Origin of the sequence: Clostridium sp., from assembly GCF_036642255.1 — a bacterium.
Lineage (GTDB): Bacteria > Bacillota > Clostridia > Clostridiales > Clostridiaceae > Clostridium_J.
The window spans coordinates 21,344-38,469 of the sequence record NZ_JAVWDJ010000008.1; the positions used below are offsets into that span (position 1 = coordinate 21,344).

General features: G+C 30.1%; 15 protein-coding genes. All 15 read right to left on the minus strand.

Features of this window, described 5'->3' with window-relative positions:
* Positions 1 to 22 precede the first annotated feature (22 nt).
* The 15 genes from scpB to dxs all read right to left on the minus strand — a co-directional run bounded on the left by scpB (position 23) and on the right by dxs (position 17,125).
* Positions 23 to 619 (minus strand): SMC-Scp complex subunit ScpB, encoded by a 597-nt coding sequence (scpB, locus tag RR409_RS06085; RefSeq protein WP_332556841.1) that lies wholly within the window; start codon positions 617 to 619, stop codon positions 23 to 25.
* Complete coding sequence (locus RR409_RS06090) at positions 612 to 1,361, minus strand: segregation/condensation protein A (protein ID WP_332556842.1); 750 nt, start codon at positions 1,359 to 1,361, stop codon at positions 612 to 614. Before RR409_RS06090 ends, scpB begins: the two co-directional genes overlap by 8 nt.
* Before the next feature lie 329 nt (positions 1,362 to 1,690).
* Positions 1,691 to 2,890 (minus strand): D-alanyl-D-alanine carboxypeptidase family protein, encoded by a 1,200-nt coding sequence (locus RR409_RS06095; protein ID WP_332556843.1) that lies wholly within the window; start codon positions 2,888 to 2,890, stop codon positions 1,691 to 1,693.
* Positions 2,891 to 2,994: 104 nt separating this feature from the next.
* Positions 2,995 to 4,299: a pyrimidine-nucleoside phosphorylase gene (locus tag RR409_RS06100; protein WP_332556966.1), complete on the minus strand. Its 1,305-nt coding sequence runs from the start codon at positions 4,297 to 4,299 to the stop codon at positions 2,995 to 2,997.
* A gap of 63 nt (positions 4,300 to 4,362) precedes the next feature.
* Positions 4,363 to 5,181: a purine-nucleoside phosphorylase gene (locus tag RR409_RS06105; protein WP_332556844.1), complete on the minus strand. Its 819-nt coding sequence runs from the start codon at positions 5,179 to 5,181 to the stop codon at positions 4,363 to 4,365.
* A gap of 115 nt (positions 5,182 to 5,296) precedes the next feature.
* Positions 5,297 to 6,115 (minus strand): purine-nucleoside phosphorylase, encoded by an 819-nt coding sequence (locus RR409_RS06110; protein WP_332556845.1) that lies wholly within the window; start codon positions 6,113 to 6,115, stop codon positions 5,297 to 5,299.
* Between the two features lie 31 nt (positions 6,116 to 6,146).
* Positions 6,147 to 7,322 carry a phosphopentomutase gene (locus RR409_RS06115; RefSeq protein ID WP_332556846.1) on the minus strand — a complete coding sequence of 392 codons (1,176 nt, stop codon included), beginning with the start codon at positions 7,320 to 7,322 and terminating at the stop codon, positions 6,147 to 6,149.
* A gap of 467 nt (positions 7,323 to 7,789) precedes the next feature.
* Positions 7,790 to 8,431 carry a stage II sporulation protein M gene (gene spoIIM, locus RR409_RS06120; RefSeq protein ID WP_332556847.1) on the minus strand — a complete coding sequence of 214 codons (642 nt, stop codon included), beginning with the start codon at positions 8,429 to 8,431 and terminating at the stop codon, positions 7,790 to 7,792.
* A 260-nt stretch (positions 8,432 to 8,691) separates the two neighbouring features.
* Entirely contained in the window at positions 8,692 to 9,507 is an 816-nt protein-coding gene (spo0A, locus tag RR409_RS06125) for a sporulation transcription factor Spo0A (protein WP_332556848.1), read from the minus strand.
* 208 nt (positions 9,508 to 9,715) lie between these two features.
* On the minus strand, positions 9,716 to 10,894 hold the full coding sequence (gene spoIVB / locus RR409_RS06130; RefSeq protein WP_332556967.1) for a SpoIVB peptidase: 1,179 nt from the start codon (positions 10,892 to 10,894) through the stop codon (positions 9,716 to 9,718).
* Between the two features lie 511 nt (positions 10,895 to 11,405).
* Entirely contained in the window at positions 11,406 to 13,103 is a 1,698-nt protein-coding gene (gene recN, locus RR409_RS06135) for a DNA repair protein RecN (protein WP_332556849.1), read from the minus strand.
* An 11-nt stretch (positions 13,104 to 13,114) separates the two neighbouring features.
* Positions 13,115 to 13,567, minus strand: coding sequence for an arginine repressor (locus RR409_RS06140; RefSeq protein ID WP_332556850.1), 453 nt, complete (start codon positions 13,565 to 13,567; stop codon positions 13,115 to 13,117).
* A gap of 3 nt (positions 13,568 to 13,570) precedes the next feature.
* Positions 13,571 to 14,425: an NAD(+)/NADH kinase gene (locus RR409_RS06145; protein ID WP_332556851.1), complete on the minus strand. Its 855-nt coding sequence runs from the start codon at positions 14,423 to 14,425 to the stop codon at positions 13,571 to 13,573.
* Positions 14,422 to 15,246, minus strand: a complete 825-nt coding sequence (locus RR409_RS06150) for a TlyA family RNA methyltransferase (protein WP_332556852.1) — start codon at positions 15,244 to 15,246, stop codon at positions 14,422 to 14,424. Before RR409_RS06150 ends, RR409_RS06145 begins: the two co-directional genes overlap by 4 nt.
* A 13-nt stretch (positions 15,247 to 15,259) precedes the next feature.
* On the minus strand, positions 15,260 to 17,125 hold the full coding sequence (gene dxs, locus RR409_RS06155) for a 1-deoxy-D-xylulose-5-phosphate synthase (protein ID WP_332556853.1): 1,866 nt from the start codon (positions 17,123 to 17,125) through the stop codon (positions 15,260 to 15,262).
* Position 17,126 lies beyond the last annotated feature (1 nt).

A 17,126-nucleotide genomic window follows, 5' to 3' on the forward strand; every position in this document is an offset into this window, starting at 1 on the left:
TTGCCTATCATGGCAATCTTTTTTATATTAAATTAATTTCATCTTCTAATTCAATATCCTTAATAAAGTTATCCAAAGAAGGCAATTGTTCTATATTATTAAAATTAAAATGTTTTAAAAATTCTTCTGTAGTACCATACAGATTCGGCCTTCCCACTACATCCTTTTTCCCACTTTCCTTAATTAAACTTTTTTCAATTAAGGTAGTTATGGCTCTATCACTTTTAACACCTCTTATCTCTTCTATTTCAATTCTTGTGATAGGTTGTTTATAAGCAATAATCGCCAGGGTTTCTAATGATGCCCTTGATAATGATTGTCTAATATTTGTTTTAAGTAACTTTTGTATCTGATCACTATTTTTAGGCTTTGTGACCATTTGATATTCACTATTAATATTTACTATTCTAAGTCCCCTGCTTCTATCTTCATCATAAATTTTAATCATTTCATCTAAAAGCTGTTCAGTAAAATTAACTGTACATTCAATTATCGATGCAATTGTATTAATGTATAATGGATCTCCTGTTGCAAACAATAAAGATTCTATTATAGAATAATAAGTTTTTCTTATCGAAATTTCATCAAGTTCTAATTGTTCTAGAGTGACACTATTCATCTTGTTCTATCCTTTCTATATAAATGTCCTTAAAATTCCCTTCCTGAATAACCTTTATATCCCTTAACTTTATGAGTTCAAGTAATGCTAGAAAAGTTACAATAATCTCTGTTTTACTACTATAATTTTTTAACATAGAAGTAAAATGAACTTTAGAGGTAACTTTTATTAAAGATTTAATTTCTACCATTTTATCTTCTATTTTATAGGTTTCCATTTTTATTTTATCTTCAATATTAGTCTCAGTATTTATTTTACTCATATAATTGTTTATTAAATCGTTATATATATTATATAAATCAAGCATTGTAATATCCTTTAGTATATCTACTGTAGTATCCTTGTTACTCTGCTTTTCTTCAATGATCTCAGGCTTTTTAGTAAACATTATTCCTACTTCTTTTTCTCTTTCAAGTAAGAATTCTGCAGCTAATTTAAATCTTTTATATAATAAAAGTTTATCTAATAGTTCTTGTGCTATATCTTTTTCATCCTCATCATCTTCCGTTTTAGGTTTGGGTAAAAGAAGCTTGGACTTAATTTCAATTAAAGTAGCAGCAATAACAATAAATTCAGAAGTTATATCTAAATCCATGTTCTTCATTTGCTTAAGAAAATCTAGATATTGGTTAGTTATTTCCAAGATTCTTATATTATATATATCCATTTCATTTTTTTTAATTAAATGCAATAATAAATCAAAAGGTCCTTCAAAGTTGGTTATCTTAATACTAAGTGACATAATTTGCTCCTTGTTATATGAATTTGAAAAGTCCATCAATTGTTATGAATAAAAATCAACAACTAACTTTAATTATGAAAGGAATTTATTTATCTTAATAATTATCATAACTTATTTTAAGGCATCTGAAATGAAATAACAAGTCAAAGATGTGGTAGACATTTGCATTGAACAAAAGCAAGTTGAATACGATTCAAGCTATGGATATGCAAAACTCCTTTATTACCTGATAAAACTAGCATACCACTGACTAATTTATATGATTATCTAATCTGAAATTATCTAGACATAGAAAAAAGCCTATTAAATAGGCTTTTTTCTTTAAATTACTATATTGCATGATCGAAGATTTCTATAAATATATTTTTTAGGTTATTCAAAAATTGAGATTGTTTTACTTCTCTATCACTATAAAGTTCTGTTTTATTAACAAGTGTATCCCCAATATATAGTTCGCATATTCCAACTATATCTCCTTCTTTAATACTCTTTAAGTTTGGATCTATGGTCACTTTTTTATTTATTTGTTCTTCAGTACCCTTTTCAATTGTAATTCTGATATCATCTTTTGCTTTAGCTATATAGAATTTATCTCCACTTTTATTAAGAGGGACTTTCTGAACTTCTTCATCTTTTCCTACTAATTTCTTACTTTCAAATTTAGCAAACCCGTAATCCATAAGTTTACTAGCATCAGCATTTCTTTGTTTATAGCTTGGTGCTCCCATAATTACTGCTAACATTCTTACATCATTTCTGAGTGATGTAGCAGATATACAGTACATTGCTTCCTGGGTAAATCCAGTTTTTAAACCGTCACAGCCCTTATAAAATCTTACTAATTTATTATGATTAACAAGCTCTATAGGACTTTGTCTTCCTTCGCTTATAGTTTCCATATAAATAGATGAATATTTGAGTATAGTTGGGTGTTTTAAAAGTTCCATTGACATTATAGCAATATCATTGGCGGTAGATAAGTGCCCATCAGCACTTAATCCAGTGCAATTTTTAAATGAAGTATCCATCATTCCTAAAGCTTTAGCTTTCTCATTCATTTTAACAACAAAAGCTTCTTCACTACCCTCTAAAAACTCACCCATGGCAACTGCAGCATCATTACCAGACGCTATAGCAATACCTTTAAGTATTTCTTCAACGGTTCTTACCTCACCAGTATCAAGAATCATACTGCTTCCACCCATTGACTTAACTTTTTCACTACATACGATTTTATCACTAAGCTTAATTTTTCCACTATCTAAGGCTTCCATAGCAAGAAGCATAGTCATTATTTTTGTTACAGATGCTGGAGCAAATTTTTCTTTTGAATTCTTTTCATATAGAACTTTTCCAGTGGTTGGCTCAATCAACAAAACAGATCTTGCTTGTGGTTCAAAGCCAATAGTCCCTTGTGCCCCATTTTTCTTGTTATCTTCGGGAGCTAATGCCTTTACTGGCAACACAAAGAATTGCAATGAAAATACTATTGATAATAATAAACTAAATATTGCACTATTTTTTCTCATAACTTACCTCCATAAAACTTTTTTATAGAGCTATTTTTACCAACAATCTCAAAATTTATCCAAAAAAAAATTAAAAGGTCAGATAAGAAATCTGACCCAAACTTTTATTCTACTATATTGTGTATTAGTGGAATGTTATTAACAAAGTCCAAAGAAATTACATAGTTGTTTAAAACATCTTGTTTTGCTTTTTCTATATTGCTTTCGTCATTACTATGTATATATGCTAATATATCACCTTTTGAGACTTTATCTCCTCTTTTTTTATTTAAAACAATTCCTACCGCTAGATCTATTATGCTTTCCTTAGTAGCTCTTCCTGCCCCAAGTTCCATTGCAATTAATCCTATACTTTCAGCATGAATTTTTTCTACATATCCTTCTTCATCTGAAATTACAGGAATAACATATTTTGCTTTTGGCAGCAAGTTCGTATCATCTATGCAACTAGCATCACCCTGTTGTGCTATAACAAATTCCTTTAATTTGCTTATTGCAGCTCCTGAGCTAATTGTGTTTTGGAGCATTTCCCTAGCTATTTCTACATTATCAGCCACTCCAGCCATAGTAACCATATAACTACCTAAAGTTAAGCAAAGCTCTAGTAAATCTTCTGGACCATTTCCTTTTAAAGCATTTATTGCCTCTTCAACTTCCAAAGCATTTCCTATGGCAAGACCGAGAGGTTGGTCCATATCAGAAATTATGGCTACAGTTCTACGTCCAACATTGGTACCAATACTAACCATCTCAGATGCAAGTTCATGTGCCGCTTCAGGGGTTTTCATGAAGGCCCCTTCACCAACCTTAACATCAAGCACAATACAATCTGCACCAGATGCGATTTTTTTGCTCATAATACTCGATGCTATTAAGGATACATTATCAACTGTAGCAGTAACATCTCTTAATGCATAAAGCTTCTTATCTGCTGGAGCCAACTCTCCTGTCTGGCCACCAACTGCAATTTTAATATGGTTAACATTATCGATAAATTGCTTTCTTGGTATTTCTACTGAAAATCCTTTAAAGGATTCCAATTTATCTATAGTTCCACCTGTATGACCAAGCCCTCTTCCTGACATTTTTGCAACAGGTACTCCCAGTGCTGCAACCATTGGTCCTAATACTAAGGTAGTAGTATCTCCAACGCCTCCAGTACTATGCTTATCTACCTTTACACCATTTATTTCACTTAAATCTAAAGTATCCCCTGAATTAACCATAGCCATAGTTAAATCAGCAGTTTCTCTTCCATTCATTTTTTGGAAGAAAATCGCCATTAATAATGCAGATACTTGATAATCAGGTATTTCCCCATTGGAGTATTTATCAACAAAATAATTTATTTCTTCTGTTGTTAATTCATTTCCATTTCTCTTTTTAATGATTAAATCATACATTCTCATAAGTATTGTTTTTAGTAGAACTAAAAACACCCACCTCCTATCTAAACACAAAATCAAGTTATATTACAAATTACTTATTATTTCTTTCACAAGTGATATAAACTTAGTCATAGCTTTATTAGCTGTTTCAACAACTCTTAAATGGTCAAGTGGTTCTAAACTATCTGCAATTGCCATATCAGTTATGCAAGAAATGCCTAAAATTTTCATCGACATATGATTAGCAACTATTACTTCAGGTACTGTTGACATTCCAACAGCATCTCCACCGATAAGTCTTAGCATTTTTAATTCTGCTGGTGTCTCGTAAGTTGGTCCTGAAACTGGACAGTAAACGCCTTGTTGTACTTTTATATTTAATTTTTCTGCAGCTTTTAAAGCTGCTTCTCTTAAGTCTTTACTATAGGCACAAGACATATCTGGGAATCTTGGTCCTAACTCTTCAAAGTTCTGTCCAATCAACGGATTATCTCCTATCATATTAATATGATCTGTAATAATCATTAAATCTCCTGGTTCAAAATTAGGATTCATTCCCCCTGCGGCATTAGTAACGATAATTTGATTTATTCCAAGTGCCTTAATCACCCTAACTGGGAAAGTAACTGTTTGCATATCATATCCTTCATAGTAATGAAATCTGCCGTTCATAGCAAGTACTCTCTTGCCACATAAATCCCCAATTATCATTTCTCCTGCGTGACCTTTTACAGTAGATTGTGGAAATCCAGGAATATCCGAATACTTAATAACTTTTTTATTTTCTATATCATTGACAATGCCACCAAGTCCACTTCCAAGTATTATAGCGATATCAATATTTGAATTATCCTTATCTATAATATATTCTTTTGCATCTCTAATGCGTTGTAGCAAATCCATTATTATCCTCCTCATTTTCACCCTTAACTGAATTTTAAAAATAAGTGTAATAAACAATATGTTGTGCCAGCAATTTATAATAACAAAATAAATTTTGCCAGCACAACTATTTAAATTATTGCATCTTCTCTACAATTCCATTTACCAAAGAGATAAACTTACTTTTCACTTTTGTTGATGTTTCAATCACTTCTTCATGATTTAAAGGTTGATCTAGTATACCCGCAGCCATGTTTGTAATGCATGAAATTCCTAAAACCTTTAGTCCACAGTGTCTTGCAGCGATTACTTCTGGTACTGTTGACATTCCTACAGCATCTGCTCCCACTATTCTAGCCATTCTTACCTCCGCAGGTGTTTCATAAGTTGGACCTGTAAACATCATGTAAGTTCCTTCTTTTAATTCTACATCTAAGGATTTACCAACTTCTCTAGCTAAGATTCCATATTCTTTATCATATGGAGTAGACATATCTGGGAATCTTGGACCAATCTCTTCATTATTTCTACCTATAAGTGGATTATTTCCTGCAAAGTTTATATGATCTTTGATTATCATTAAATCTCCAGGAACAAAATCTGTATTTACTCCACCACAAGCATTGGTAACAATAAGTGATTTTACACCAATGTATTTCATAATGTATATTGGTAATGCAAGTAAGGACATAGGATGACCTTCATAATAATGAAATCTTCCTTGCATCATAATAACTTTCTTATTTCCTAGCTTTCCAACCACAAACTGTCCTGCATGACCTTGTACAGTAGAAACTGGTAAATTTGGTACTTCTGAGTATTTAATTACTGTTTTTTCATCTAATGTATCTGCCATATCCCCTAGTCCAGAACCTAAAATTATACCAATTTCTGGTTGAAATTTCAATTTACTTTTCACATATTCAACACTTTCATTTAAAATATTTAAATCCATAATTATCCTCCTAAAAAGTTAATCTCTTATTCTACTTTAGTATTAAATTAGCAAAACTTTCTCCTGCTAAGTCGTTATCTATTTCTAATAGTTCTAGAATTGTTTTACCCATATCGCTAAAACTATTACGAATTCCTATATTTACGTTATTTTTAACACCTTTTCCATAAACTAATAAAGGTACATATTCCCTTGAGTGATCAGTGCTTTCAGTGGTTGGGTCACAACCATGATCTGCAGTAATCATAAGTATGTCATTTTCACCTAAAGAATTAATTATTTCTGGCATTCTCTTATCAAACTCTATTAACGCATTAGCATATCCTTCAACATCATTTCTATGACCAAACTTCATGTCAAAGTCTACAAGGTTTGTGAAGATTAATCCAGTTCCATTATTTCTCATGAATTCAAGAGTTTTGTCAACTCCATCCATATTATTTTTAATGGTTACTGAATCTGTAACTCCCTTTCCAGTAAATATGTCTTTAATTTTTCCTACTGCCATAACTTTTTGTCCAGCTTCACTTATATACTCAAGCATTGTTTTATTGAAGGGTTCCAATGCATAATCATGTCTATTTGATGTTCTAGAAAAGTCTTCCTTTTTGGTTCCAATAAATGGCCTTGCAATTACCCTACCTACCATTTTATCCCCAACTAGCATTTCTCTTGCAATTTCACACATTTTATAAAGCTCTTCTAATGGAATAATTTCTTCATGAGCTGCTATTTGAAAAACACTGTCTGCTGAAGTGTATATGATTGGATACCCTGTTTTCATGTGTTCTTCTCCAAGTTCTTCAATAATAGCAGTTCCTGAAGCTACTACATTTCCTAAGGTTTTTCTTCCAATTTTACTTTCAAATTCTTGAATTATTTCTTTTGTAAATCCATTTGGGTAAGTATTTAAAGGTGTTTCCAAAATAACTCCACCAATTTCCCAATGTCCAGTAATTGTATCTTTGCCCTTAGACAATTCTGCACATTTTCCATAGGCTCCTTGAACATTGTCCTTTTTATCAAAACCAATGCTATTATCAATGTTTCCAAGACCTATGTTTTCTAAGTTCGGTAATGAGAATCCTTTTACTTTCTGAGCGATATTCCCAAGTGTATTGCTTCCTTCATCACCGTATAATTTAGCGTCAGGCAATTCGCCTATACCTACGCTATCAAGAATAATTAATGTGATTTTTCTATTCATAATATCTTCCTTTCACTTACTATTGATAATTTATTATTTAGTATTACTATGCACCTGTAATAGGTTTTACATTCATATTAGAAATTTCCTTTTATTTTTTTATCTTCTTAAGTATCTATATCAAAAAGATTTCAATAAATAAATGATGTGCCTATCAATTAATTATTTGAGTATTATAAAAAATAACTCAAATAACTAATAGTGGCACTCTCTAAGTATCATCTATATTATTTTGTTAACTCTATCTTATCAACACCTTAAATGTATAAAGAAAGTTATACAATATTTTTAATTGTTTATTTGTTGATTTTGACACTAGAATACTATTGTGATATATCGTTGAATCTTTAGTAATATAAAATAATAAAGTATCTATTAAGTATGGTAATATTATACCCATAATTACTAAAATAAGTAAAGACTGAAAATATAAAATCAAGAATCTCTTACTGTCTTCGTTCATAGAATTACACTCCCACAGTTTTTAGTGCAAATCTTATAAGGTTTGGTGTAATAAATGCTTCAAGTAAAAATCCTATTAACATAACAATAATAAAAACTATAAAGCATAATGTGTAATTTACTATACTGTTTTCGTTGCATCCCTTATAATTTTTATTAACTTTATCTCTTAACATACTAAAGGAAAATTGAATGGATAAAACTGAAGCCAGTATTATACAAGGAATATATATAATATTCTGCGGTAAAACCCCTAAAACAGCTAAGATTAAACCCTTATCTTTCAAGCTATGAATAAAAAAACTAATTGTAAACCCAATGGAAAACCCTTTAAAAACGCTTAAAATTAAAATTACCGGAATTCCTACTATAGTTAAGCCTAAGAACCAATAACCAATGATAATGGGTAAATTACTTTTTATTGCTTCTAGGAATATTGCTTTGTTATCAATACTTTCCAAGGTAGTTGATTTACTTAAAGATGTAATATAATTTATTAAACTGTTTTTATCACTATCACTCATGTATTTCACACTATAAATACCCAAAATTGCACCTGTAGAAAGGAAAAGTATCGTTATAAGATATATCCAAAAATTATCTCTAAAATGTTTATTAAAATTATCCATAAGTTTTTTTAGTGTCATAATATTTCCCCCTTGGTTTTTAATCTATGAATTAGTTCATATTTATGATATCCAGTGTAGGAATATGACTATAAGTTTTATTTGCAAATTAAGATCTTAATGATTTTTTATTAATGAAAAAATTCCTCCTACCTGCTAAAAAACAAATAGGCGGAATTATTATTAATCCTTAAATATTTTCTTAGTACTCTAAATAATATAAATTTAAAATTTAATACTCTATTTCATTAAATTGAATAGCCTTATTTATCATCTCTTTACTAACTTACTTTATTTTTTAATCTTAATTTATCTGCAACCATTGCAATAAATTCAGAATTTGTTGGCTTGCCTTTATCATTGTGAATAGTGTATCCAAATAGCTTGTTAATTGTTTCTACCTGACCTCTGCTCCAAGCTACTTCTATAGCGTGTCTTATTGCTCTCTCGACTCTACTTGCAGTAGTATTGTATCTTTTCGCAATGCTTGGATACAACTCTTTTGTCACCGCTGATAAAAGTTCTATATCATTAACAACTAAAGTTATAGCTTCTCTTAAATACATATATCCTTTTATGTGTGCTGGTACACCAATTTCATGTATTATACTTGTAATTTCAGCCTCTAAATCCATTGGCTCGTTATTAGATTTAATTTTAATCTCTGATGAATCATTTATCATTATAGATCTTTTAGTTTCATCTCCACTAATTGTATTATTAAACATTTGTCTTATTCTTTTTGTAAATACATCCATATCAAATGGTTTCACAACATAATAATCAGCACCTAAAGTGATTGCTCTTTGAGTTATCTTATCTTGTCCTACAGCTGATAATACAATAATTCTTGGCATTGGGTCTATATTCATGCTATTCAACTTTTCCAATACCCCTAATCCATCTAAATGTGGCATGATTATGTCTAAAACCACTAAATCAGGATTTTTTTCTTGTATTAATTTTAATGCTTCAATACCATCTTTAGCTATAGCAACTACATTAATATCTCTTTGACTAAGTAAGTAATCATTTAAAATATTACAAAACTCCTTATTATCATCAGCAATCAACACATTTATATAATTTTGATCCATACCCTAACTCCCCTTCTACTAGAAATTACCATTTTCATACATATATATTTTCGACAAAAGTAAATTAAATCCTTCTTTAAATCATAACTTTTTTATTTTTTCTATTTTTTATTTTTTAAATAAAAATTATATCATATTAAATAGTAAAAGATGTTAAATTATAGTTATATAATCTAACATCTCTTATTTTACATTATTTTCTGAACATTTAATAGTTATTTTTTAAAATTTCAGCATCTTGTAACATCCAGTCCATATATATTCCATAACCTGTATCAGGTTTATTTATCAAAACATGGGTAACTGCGCCTACTAATTTGTTATTTTGTATTATTGGGCTTCCGCTCATACCTTGCACTATTCCACCTGTTATCTCTACAAATGCAGGATCAATAATCTTAATGATCATACTTTTTGATCCAGGTGTTTCTTGAGGCAATAATCTTTCTATAACTATATCATAAAGTTTTGGCTCATTACCTTCCACAGTGGTTAATATTTGCGCTTTACCAACTTTAACTTCATTTTTCAAAGCTACTTTCATTGGCTTGTTAAACTTTTTATTTATCAATGCTTCATTTCCTACACCGAAGATTCCGCATTCAGTATTATTTTTTATTATCCCTAAGGATTGTTGCTCATTAATAAATATTCCCCTCAATTCTCCCGGATTTCCTTTTACACCTTTTCTTACTGATACTATATTTGAAGCGATTACTTCTCCATTTTCAACTTCCATAATATCACCTGTATCTACATCAGTAATTGGGTGACCTAGTGCGGCAAACCCTTTTGTTTTAGGATCATAAAAGGTCAATGTTCCCACACCAGCTGTTGAATCTCTAACCCAAAGTCCTATTTTATACTTATCATCATTTTTACTTAATACTGGAGATACTTTAAAATTAAGAATTTCTCCTTTTCTACTAACAGTTACATTTACATCTTTTCCATTTGATCTGTTAACTAATGTTGCAATATCTTCGGAACTTTTTATATTAACATCATTTATTTCTAGTACACTATCACCAATTTGAATACCTGAAAGTGATGCTGGACTTTGCACTTTATTATTCATTGTCTCAATATCTGATAGTGCAATTACAAGTGCTCCTTTTGTACTCAATTTAATCCCAACTGGTTGGCCTCCGGGGTAAACCATAATATCAGAGGCTTTTGTATAAGCTAAATTCCCACTGGTGAAGCTTCCTTGAGAAGTTTCTAATGAATCTTTATTATCACTTTTGGAATTTAGTTCTATAACTTCATTTATTTTTTTTAGTTTTGTAATTGTAGGAGTATGCTTTATGAAATCATAATTACTAAAAATAAAAAGTAGTATCGGTATTAATATCCAGTATAAAATATTCTTACTTTTTCTCATGATGCTATACCTCCTATAATCTTTATGTCATGGAATCTAAAATTAAAAATATCTTCAATTTGTCACTGATATTCTATATTAAATAAAAAACTTAATTTTTTTATCAGTTATTTCTATTGATTGACTATGCTAGAAAAAACACTAAGATGCTATTAATTTTGTTATTAAAGATATCTAATTTTAAATTGCCCCATTTTGAACTTTTTATGTTGCTATTATATTTCAATAATAGCCAAAAAAACTTGTTCTTAACATTATTTAGAATTATTTTATTAATTATTTTATATACATTTGAATTAAGGCTGTTATATTATGCAGTGCAGAACAATGGAATACATCCTTGTAATATTAACTTAGATAATGATAACCTATCAATCTATTACATTAGAATATTGTTTAATACCATAATAACTTATATACAATATAATTATGCAAAAAAACTATGAACTGATAAATATTTCAGTTCATAGTTATATCTTAGCGTTATTAAAAAATTTTATGTATAATAAATAATTTATTTTAATACATTTTTCTTTAGCTCAGACGCTAAATCAATCATTTCCTTGGCATTTTCAATAGTTAACTTAGTTACCTCACTGCCGCCAATCATCCTAGCAATTTCAAATTCAACTTCTTTAAATGAAAGTCTTTTAACTTTTGTAAATGTTGTATCTTCAGTCCATTGTTTCTCAATAAGGTAGTTAATATCAGCCATAGTAGCAATTTGTGGCAAATGAGTTACGCAAAAAACTTGATGATTTTTTGAAATTAAAAACATTTTTTCTGCTACTCTTTGTGCTATTCTACCACTAATTCCAGTATCAATTTCATCAAAAATAACTGAAGGAATTTCATCTTTATCAACAAAAACAGTCTTTAAAGCTAACATTATTCTTGAAAGTTCGCCCCCAGAAACAATTTCCTCTAATGGTTCCAAAGGTTGACCAGGATTAGTTGAAATTATAAATTGAACCTTATCATTTCCATTTTGCATTAATTCTTCAATTTGTTTTATATCTATTTTAAAGGTACTTTTGTCAAGTCCAACATAATCTAATTCTTTTTTTACCTTTTCTTCAAGGTCGATACTAATTTCACATCGGATTTCATGAATCTTACTAGCAATCAACTTCATGTTAGTAATAATATTTTTTCTGTCACTTTGAAGTTTTTCTATTATCACGGTGCTATTTATTAATTCATCATGTTTTATTTGAATTTCTTCTTTATATTTCAATACATCTTTAATTGTTTCACCGTATTTCTTTTTACAATTGGATAATTGATATATTCTTGAATTTATATAGTCTAATTCATTCTCGTCATAATAAATATTGTCTTTTATATCTCTAACTTCATCAGTATTTTGTTGAATTAGATAATATACGTCTTGTAAAGAGTCAGCTATATTTTTAATTTTTTCTTTATGCTTTTCTATACTTCTTAACTCTCTAATAATATGTGTTAATGAATCCATTACGGAACTTCTTTCCTCATCACTGTCTTTCAATAATTTATAAGAAATGGCTAAGCTTTTTTCAATTTTTTCAGCATTAGAAAGCATTGAAAACTTCTCTTCCAGCTCTTCATCTTCACCAACATTAGGATTAACATTATTAATTTCATCAATTTGATACTTTAAATAATCAATATTTTTTTCTCTTGCTCCACCTTCACCTTGCAGTTCATAAATCTTATTTTGAATTAAGGAAAGTTGTTCATAATGCTCTTTATACTCTTTCATCACATCTTTTAATTTAACTTCCCCAAAAGAATCTACATAAATTATATGATTATTATTGTCCAATAAATTTTGATTCTCATGTTGCCCATGAATATCTAAGAGAGTTTCGCTAATACACTTTATCTTTGATAAAAGTAATGTCTTACCATTTACCTTTGCCACTGTTTTTCCTGATTGAAAGCTTTCTCTACTGAGAATGACTAAATCATCATAAGTTATTTCGAGCTCATTTAGTACGTTTTTAGTCCTATCATTTTTTATAGAAAACACTGCCTCAACAACAGTTTTATCTTCTCCTATTCTTATGAGGTTTTTATTAAATTTCCCTCCAAGAACAAAATTAATTGCATCGATTAAAATTGATTTACCTGCTCCAGTTTCACCTGAGAGCACATTAAATCCTTGTTGAAAATCAATAGATAAATTCTCGATAAGCGCAAAATTTTTAATATTTAACTGCAAAAGCATTAACTACCATCCTATTCATTAATCATTTTTTTTATTTCTTGAAGCAGTTCTTCTGCTTTCTCATCCGTTCTAACAGCTATAAAAATAGTGTTATCCCCTGCTAAAGTTCCAACCACGCCATCCAAATTAAAGGAATCAATAGCTTCCGCTGCAAGTGATGCTGAAGCTGAAATGGTTTTCACTACCAAAATTTTATCAACTCTTTCAATAGAAATAGCAGTATTTGAAAAAATACTAGCCAGTGCACTTATGTTTGTATTCTTATTTTGAGATACCTGTGCATATTTATATTTGCCATTATGTGATAATATTTTTATTAAATTTAACTCTTTAATATCTCTTGATACTGTGGCTTGAGTTATATGAATACCCTTATTTCTTAATTCATCTGCTAGTTCTTCTTGAGTTTCAATTTCCATGTTTTTAATAATCTCTAAAATCTTTTCTTGACGTTGCTCTTTCATAAATTAAAACTTCTCCCCTTCGCAATCTTTAGATCTTGACAGTATCTTCTTTCTAAGAACCTTAAAATAATTATAGTCATCAAACTTAACAAAGCTACATTTTCTTGGAAGTACTTGAATTAAAACTTCCTCATCACTATTTAATTCAAGAACCATTTGTCCGTCTGTAGTTAAATAAACACTTTCTTGATTTGGCTTTATCCTTATACTAACCTTATTCTTAGAATCTAAAACTATTGTCTTTATTCCGAAAGTAATTGGGCAAATTGGAGTTAAAGATATTATATCCAAAGTTGGATATATAATAGGTCCTCCTGCTGAAAGAGAATACGCCGTAGAACCTGTTGGAGTAGCCACTATTAATCCATCTGCCCTATATTGTGAATAAAGTTTATCATCAATATATATATCAAAATTTACAACTCTAGATAAAGGACCCTTACTTATAACAATATCATTTAACGCAACATAATAGGTTTTGTCATCTCTTCTTGGTAAGGTACATTGTATCATTATCCTCTGCTCAAGAACATACTTTCCAAGCTTAAGTTCTTCTAGGGCTGCTTCCAAGTGGTTCATTTCCGAACTAGCTAAAAACCCAAGATTGCCAATGTTAACTCCAAGTATAGGCACATTATATTTTTCCAGGGCTCTCGCTACTCCTAGTATAGTGCCATCTCCACCAAGAGCAATAACTATGTCCAAATCTTTGCTAGATTCTTCATTCAGTTTCACCGAGTCCTTATAAGTAATAAGCTCACTATCTGGAAAATGCTTATTTACATTATTACAAACACCTTTTAAAACTTTTCCATCATCATCTTTTGTTGAATTAATGTTTATGCCTATTTTTCTCATACTTCCTCCGAATTCAGTTCTTTATGAGATTTGTATACTACATCAGAGATGTAACTAGTATTAAAACTTTCAATAATCTTTGAATCTTTTGTAAAATATATTAAGTACTCTATATTTCCATTAGGACCTTTTATACTTGAGAAATCTAAACCCATTATTTTTATATTGTTTTCTTTTAAAAACGTAACAAACTTATATATAACTTCAATATGTAAACTAGGATCTTTAACGACTCCCTTTTTACTAACCTTACCCCTACCTACTTCAAACTGAGGTTTTATTAATGCCACTACCTGTCCCTGATCCTTAATTAAATTCAAAACATTTGGAACTACCTTATCAAGAGATATAAAAGAAACATCTATAGATGCAAAATCACACTTTTCTCCAATTTGTTCGTATTTGAGAGTTCTGATATTTGTATTCTCCATGGATATGACTCTATCATCATTTAACAAAACTGTGGCCAATTGGTTACTCCCTACATCTATGGCATAAACCTTACTTGCACCAAATTCTAACATACACTGAGTAAAACCACCTGTGGAAGCACCTATATCTATACATGTGTTATTTTTTAAATCAATCTTAAAGCTTTTTATGGCCTTTTCAAGTTTAAGCCCACCTCTACTTACGTATGGAATTGCATCACCTATCATTTCAATCGTGGCATCTTTTTTAACTTTTCTACCACACTTTCTTTCCACACTTCCATTAACAAGTATTTTGCCACTTATAATGTATTCTCTGGCTTTTTCTCTTGAAGTAGCTATATTTTTATTAAAAACAAGCATATCCAATCTAATTATATCTTCTATCATACTGTCTCCTTGTTTATAACATATTTAAAATGCTATTGTATATCCCATCTACATCCAAGTTGTATAGTTTGTATAATATATCTACATTTCCATGGGTGATGAATTCATCTTTAAAACCAAGGTTTATGACTTTAATCTTTGAGCACTCATTATGTATAAATTGCAGTACTAAGGATCCTAGTCCTCCTGTAATTACATTATCTTCTATAGTTACAAAACTGTACCCTTCCTGGATAAACTCTCTTATTAAAACTTTATCAATTGGCTTAATAAAACAAGCATTAACAATGGTGCAATTAATTCCTATTTTAGATAATTTTTCTTTTACCACTACCGCATTTTGAACCATCTTGCCTGTAGCAATCAAAACAATTTTCCCTTGTTTTTCCCCAATTATTTCCCATTTGCCTTTTTTAAAATTATTTATAGGAGATAGGTGAACATTGCAACCGTCTCCACCTCTAGGATATCTTATGGCAATGGGATAATTTTGATTAGCAGCAAATGAAAGCATATTTTTAAGTTCCTCTGTACACTTAGGACTCATTATAGTCATATTTGGCATATGACTTAAATAAGAAATATCAAAAACCCCTTGATGTGTTTCACCATCTTGCCCTACTACTCCAGCCCTATCAATAGCAAAAATCACTGGTAGCTTTTGTAAAGCTACATCATGTAATATTTGGTCATATGCTCTTTGTAAAAAGGTAGAATAAACTGCAAATATCGGCTTTAATCCCTGTGCAGCCATTCCTGCAGCCATTGTTACTGCATGCTGCTCTGCAATTCCTACATCAAAAAATCTGTTTGGATATTTTTTTGCAAATCCGTCTAATCCTGTACCTTCTGGCATTGCTGCTGTAATAGCTACGATATCCTTGTTTCTTTGTGCCAAATCCATCATGGTATCACCGAATACGGAAGAATAAGATTTATTACCACTACCACTTACTTCTCCACTATCACAATCAAAGGGACCCACCCCATGAAATTTATGTGGAAACTTTTCTGCAAATTTATAACCTTTTCCTTTTGTAGTTATTACGTGAATTAATACTGGTCCTTCGACTTTTTCTGCTTTCTTAAATACCTTACTTAGTTCCTTAATATTATGTCCATCAATAGGCCCATAATACTTAATTCCCATATCCTCAAAAAGCATCCCTGGAACTATTAATTGTTTTACGGAATCTTTGATTTTATTCATGGAAGTTACCATGCCTTTACCTACCCCAGGAATCTTTTCTAAAGTTGCTGTAAAATCATTTTTAAATCTATTATACATGGTGCCCATTCTTATTTCACTTAAATATGTTGAAAGTCCACCTACATTTTTTGAAATGGACATTTGATTATCATTTAAAACTACAATCATTTTTGTCTTATTGTACCCTACATCATTTAGCGCTTCAAAGGCCATTCCTCCAGTTAGAGCACCATCCCCAATTACAGCTACAACATTATAATTTTGTCCTTGAAGATCTCTAGCTCGTGCCATACCTACTGCTGCAGATATTGAGGTACTACTATGTCCAGTGTTGAACATATCATATTTACTTTCTTCCTTTTTAGGAAATCCACTAAGACCACCAAAATTTCTTAAAGTGTCAAATTTATCTTTTCGCCCTGTAAGGATTTTATGTATATAGGATTGATGACCTACATCCCATATAAGCTTATCGCTATCAAAGTTAAATACATTATACAAACTTATAGTAAGTTCAACTACACCCAAATTAGACGCAAGATGTCCTCCAGTTTTAGAAACCTTATCTATCAAAAACTCTCTAATTTCTTCTGCAAATGTATTTAGTTCTGTTATATTCATACTTTTAATCTGACTAAAATCCTTGTAGTTCTCTAAATTATTTGCCATT

Excerpts from the sequence above, each read along its gene's own strand:
- scpB (WP_332556841.1), bottom strand. The coding sequence starts at position 619 with ATGAATAGTGTCACTCTAGAACAATTAGAACTTGATGAAATTTCGATA.
- RR409_RS06090 (WP_332556842.1), bottom strand. The coding sequence starts at position 1,361 with ATGTCACTTAGTATTAAGATAACCAACTTTGAAGGACCTTTTGATTTA.
- RR409_RS06095 (WP_332556843.1), bottom strand. The coding sequence starts at position 2,890 with ATGAGAAAAAATAGTGCAATATTTAGTTTATTATTATCAATAGTATTT.
- RR409_RS06100 (WP_332556966.1), bottom strand. The coding sequence starts at position 4,299 with ATGAGAATGTATGATTTAATCATTAAAAAGAGAAATGGAAATGAATTA.
- RR409_RS06105 (WP_332556844.1), bottom strand. The coding sequence starts at position 5,181 with ATGGATTTGCTACAACGCATTAGAGATGCAAAAGAATATATTATAGAT.
- RR409_RS06110 (WP_332556845.1), bottom strand. The coding sequence starts at position 6,115 with ATGGATTTAAATATTTTAAATGAAAGTGTTGAATATGTGAAAAGTAAA.
- RR409_RS06115 (WP_332556846.1), bottom strand. The coding sequence starts at position 7,322 with ATGAATAGAAAAATCACATTAATTATTCTTGATAGCGTAGGTATAGGC.
- spoIIM (WP_332556847.1), bottom strand. The coding sequence starts at position 8,431 with ATGACACTAAAAAAACTTATGGATAATTTTAATAAACATTTTAGAGAT.
- spo0A (WP_332556848.1), bottom strand. The coding sequence starts at position 9,507 with ATGGATCAAAATTATATAAATGTGTTGATTGCTGATGATAATAAGGAG.
- recN (WP_332556849.1), bottom strand. The coding sequence starts at position 13,103 with ATGCTTTTGCAGTTAAATATTAAAAATTTTGCGCTTATCGAGAATTTA.
- RR409_RS06140 (WP_332556850.1), bottom strand. The coding sequence starts at position 13,567 with ATGAAAGAGCAACGTCAAGAAAAGATTTTAGAGATTATTAAAAACATG.
- RR409_RS06145 (WP_332556851.1), bottom strand. The coding sequence starts at position 14,425 with ATGAGAAAAATAGGCATAAACATTAATTCAACAAAAGATGATGATGGA.
- RR409_RS06150 (WP_332556852.1), bottom strand. The coding sequence starts at position 15,246 with ATGATAGAAGATATAATTAGATTGGATATGCTTGTTTTTAATAAAAAT.
- dxs (WP_332556853.1), bottom strand. The coding sequence starts at position 17,125 with ATGGCAAATAATTTAGAGAACTACAAGGATTTTAGTCAGATTAAAAGT.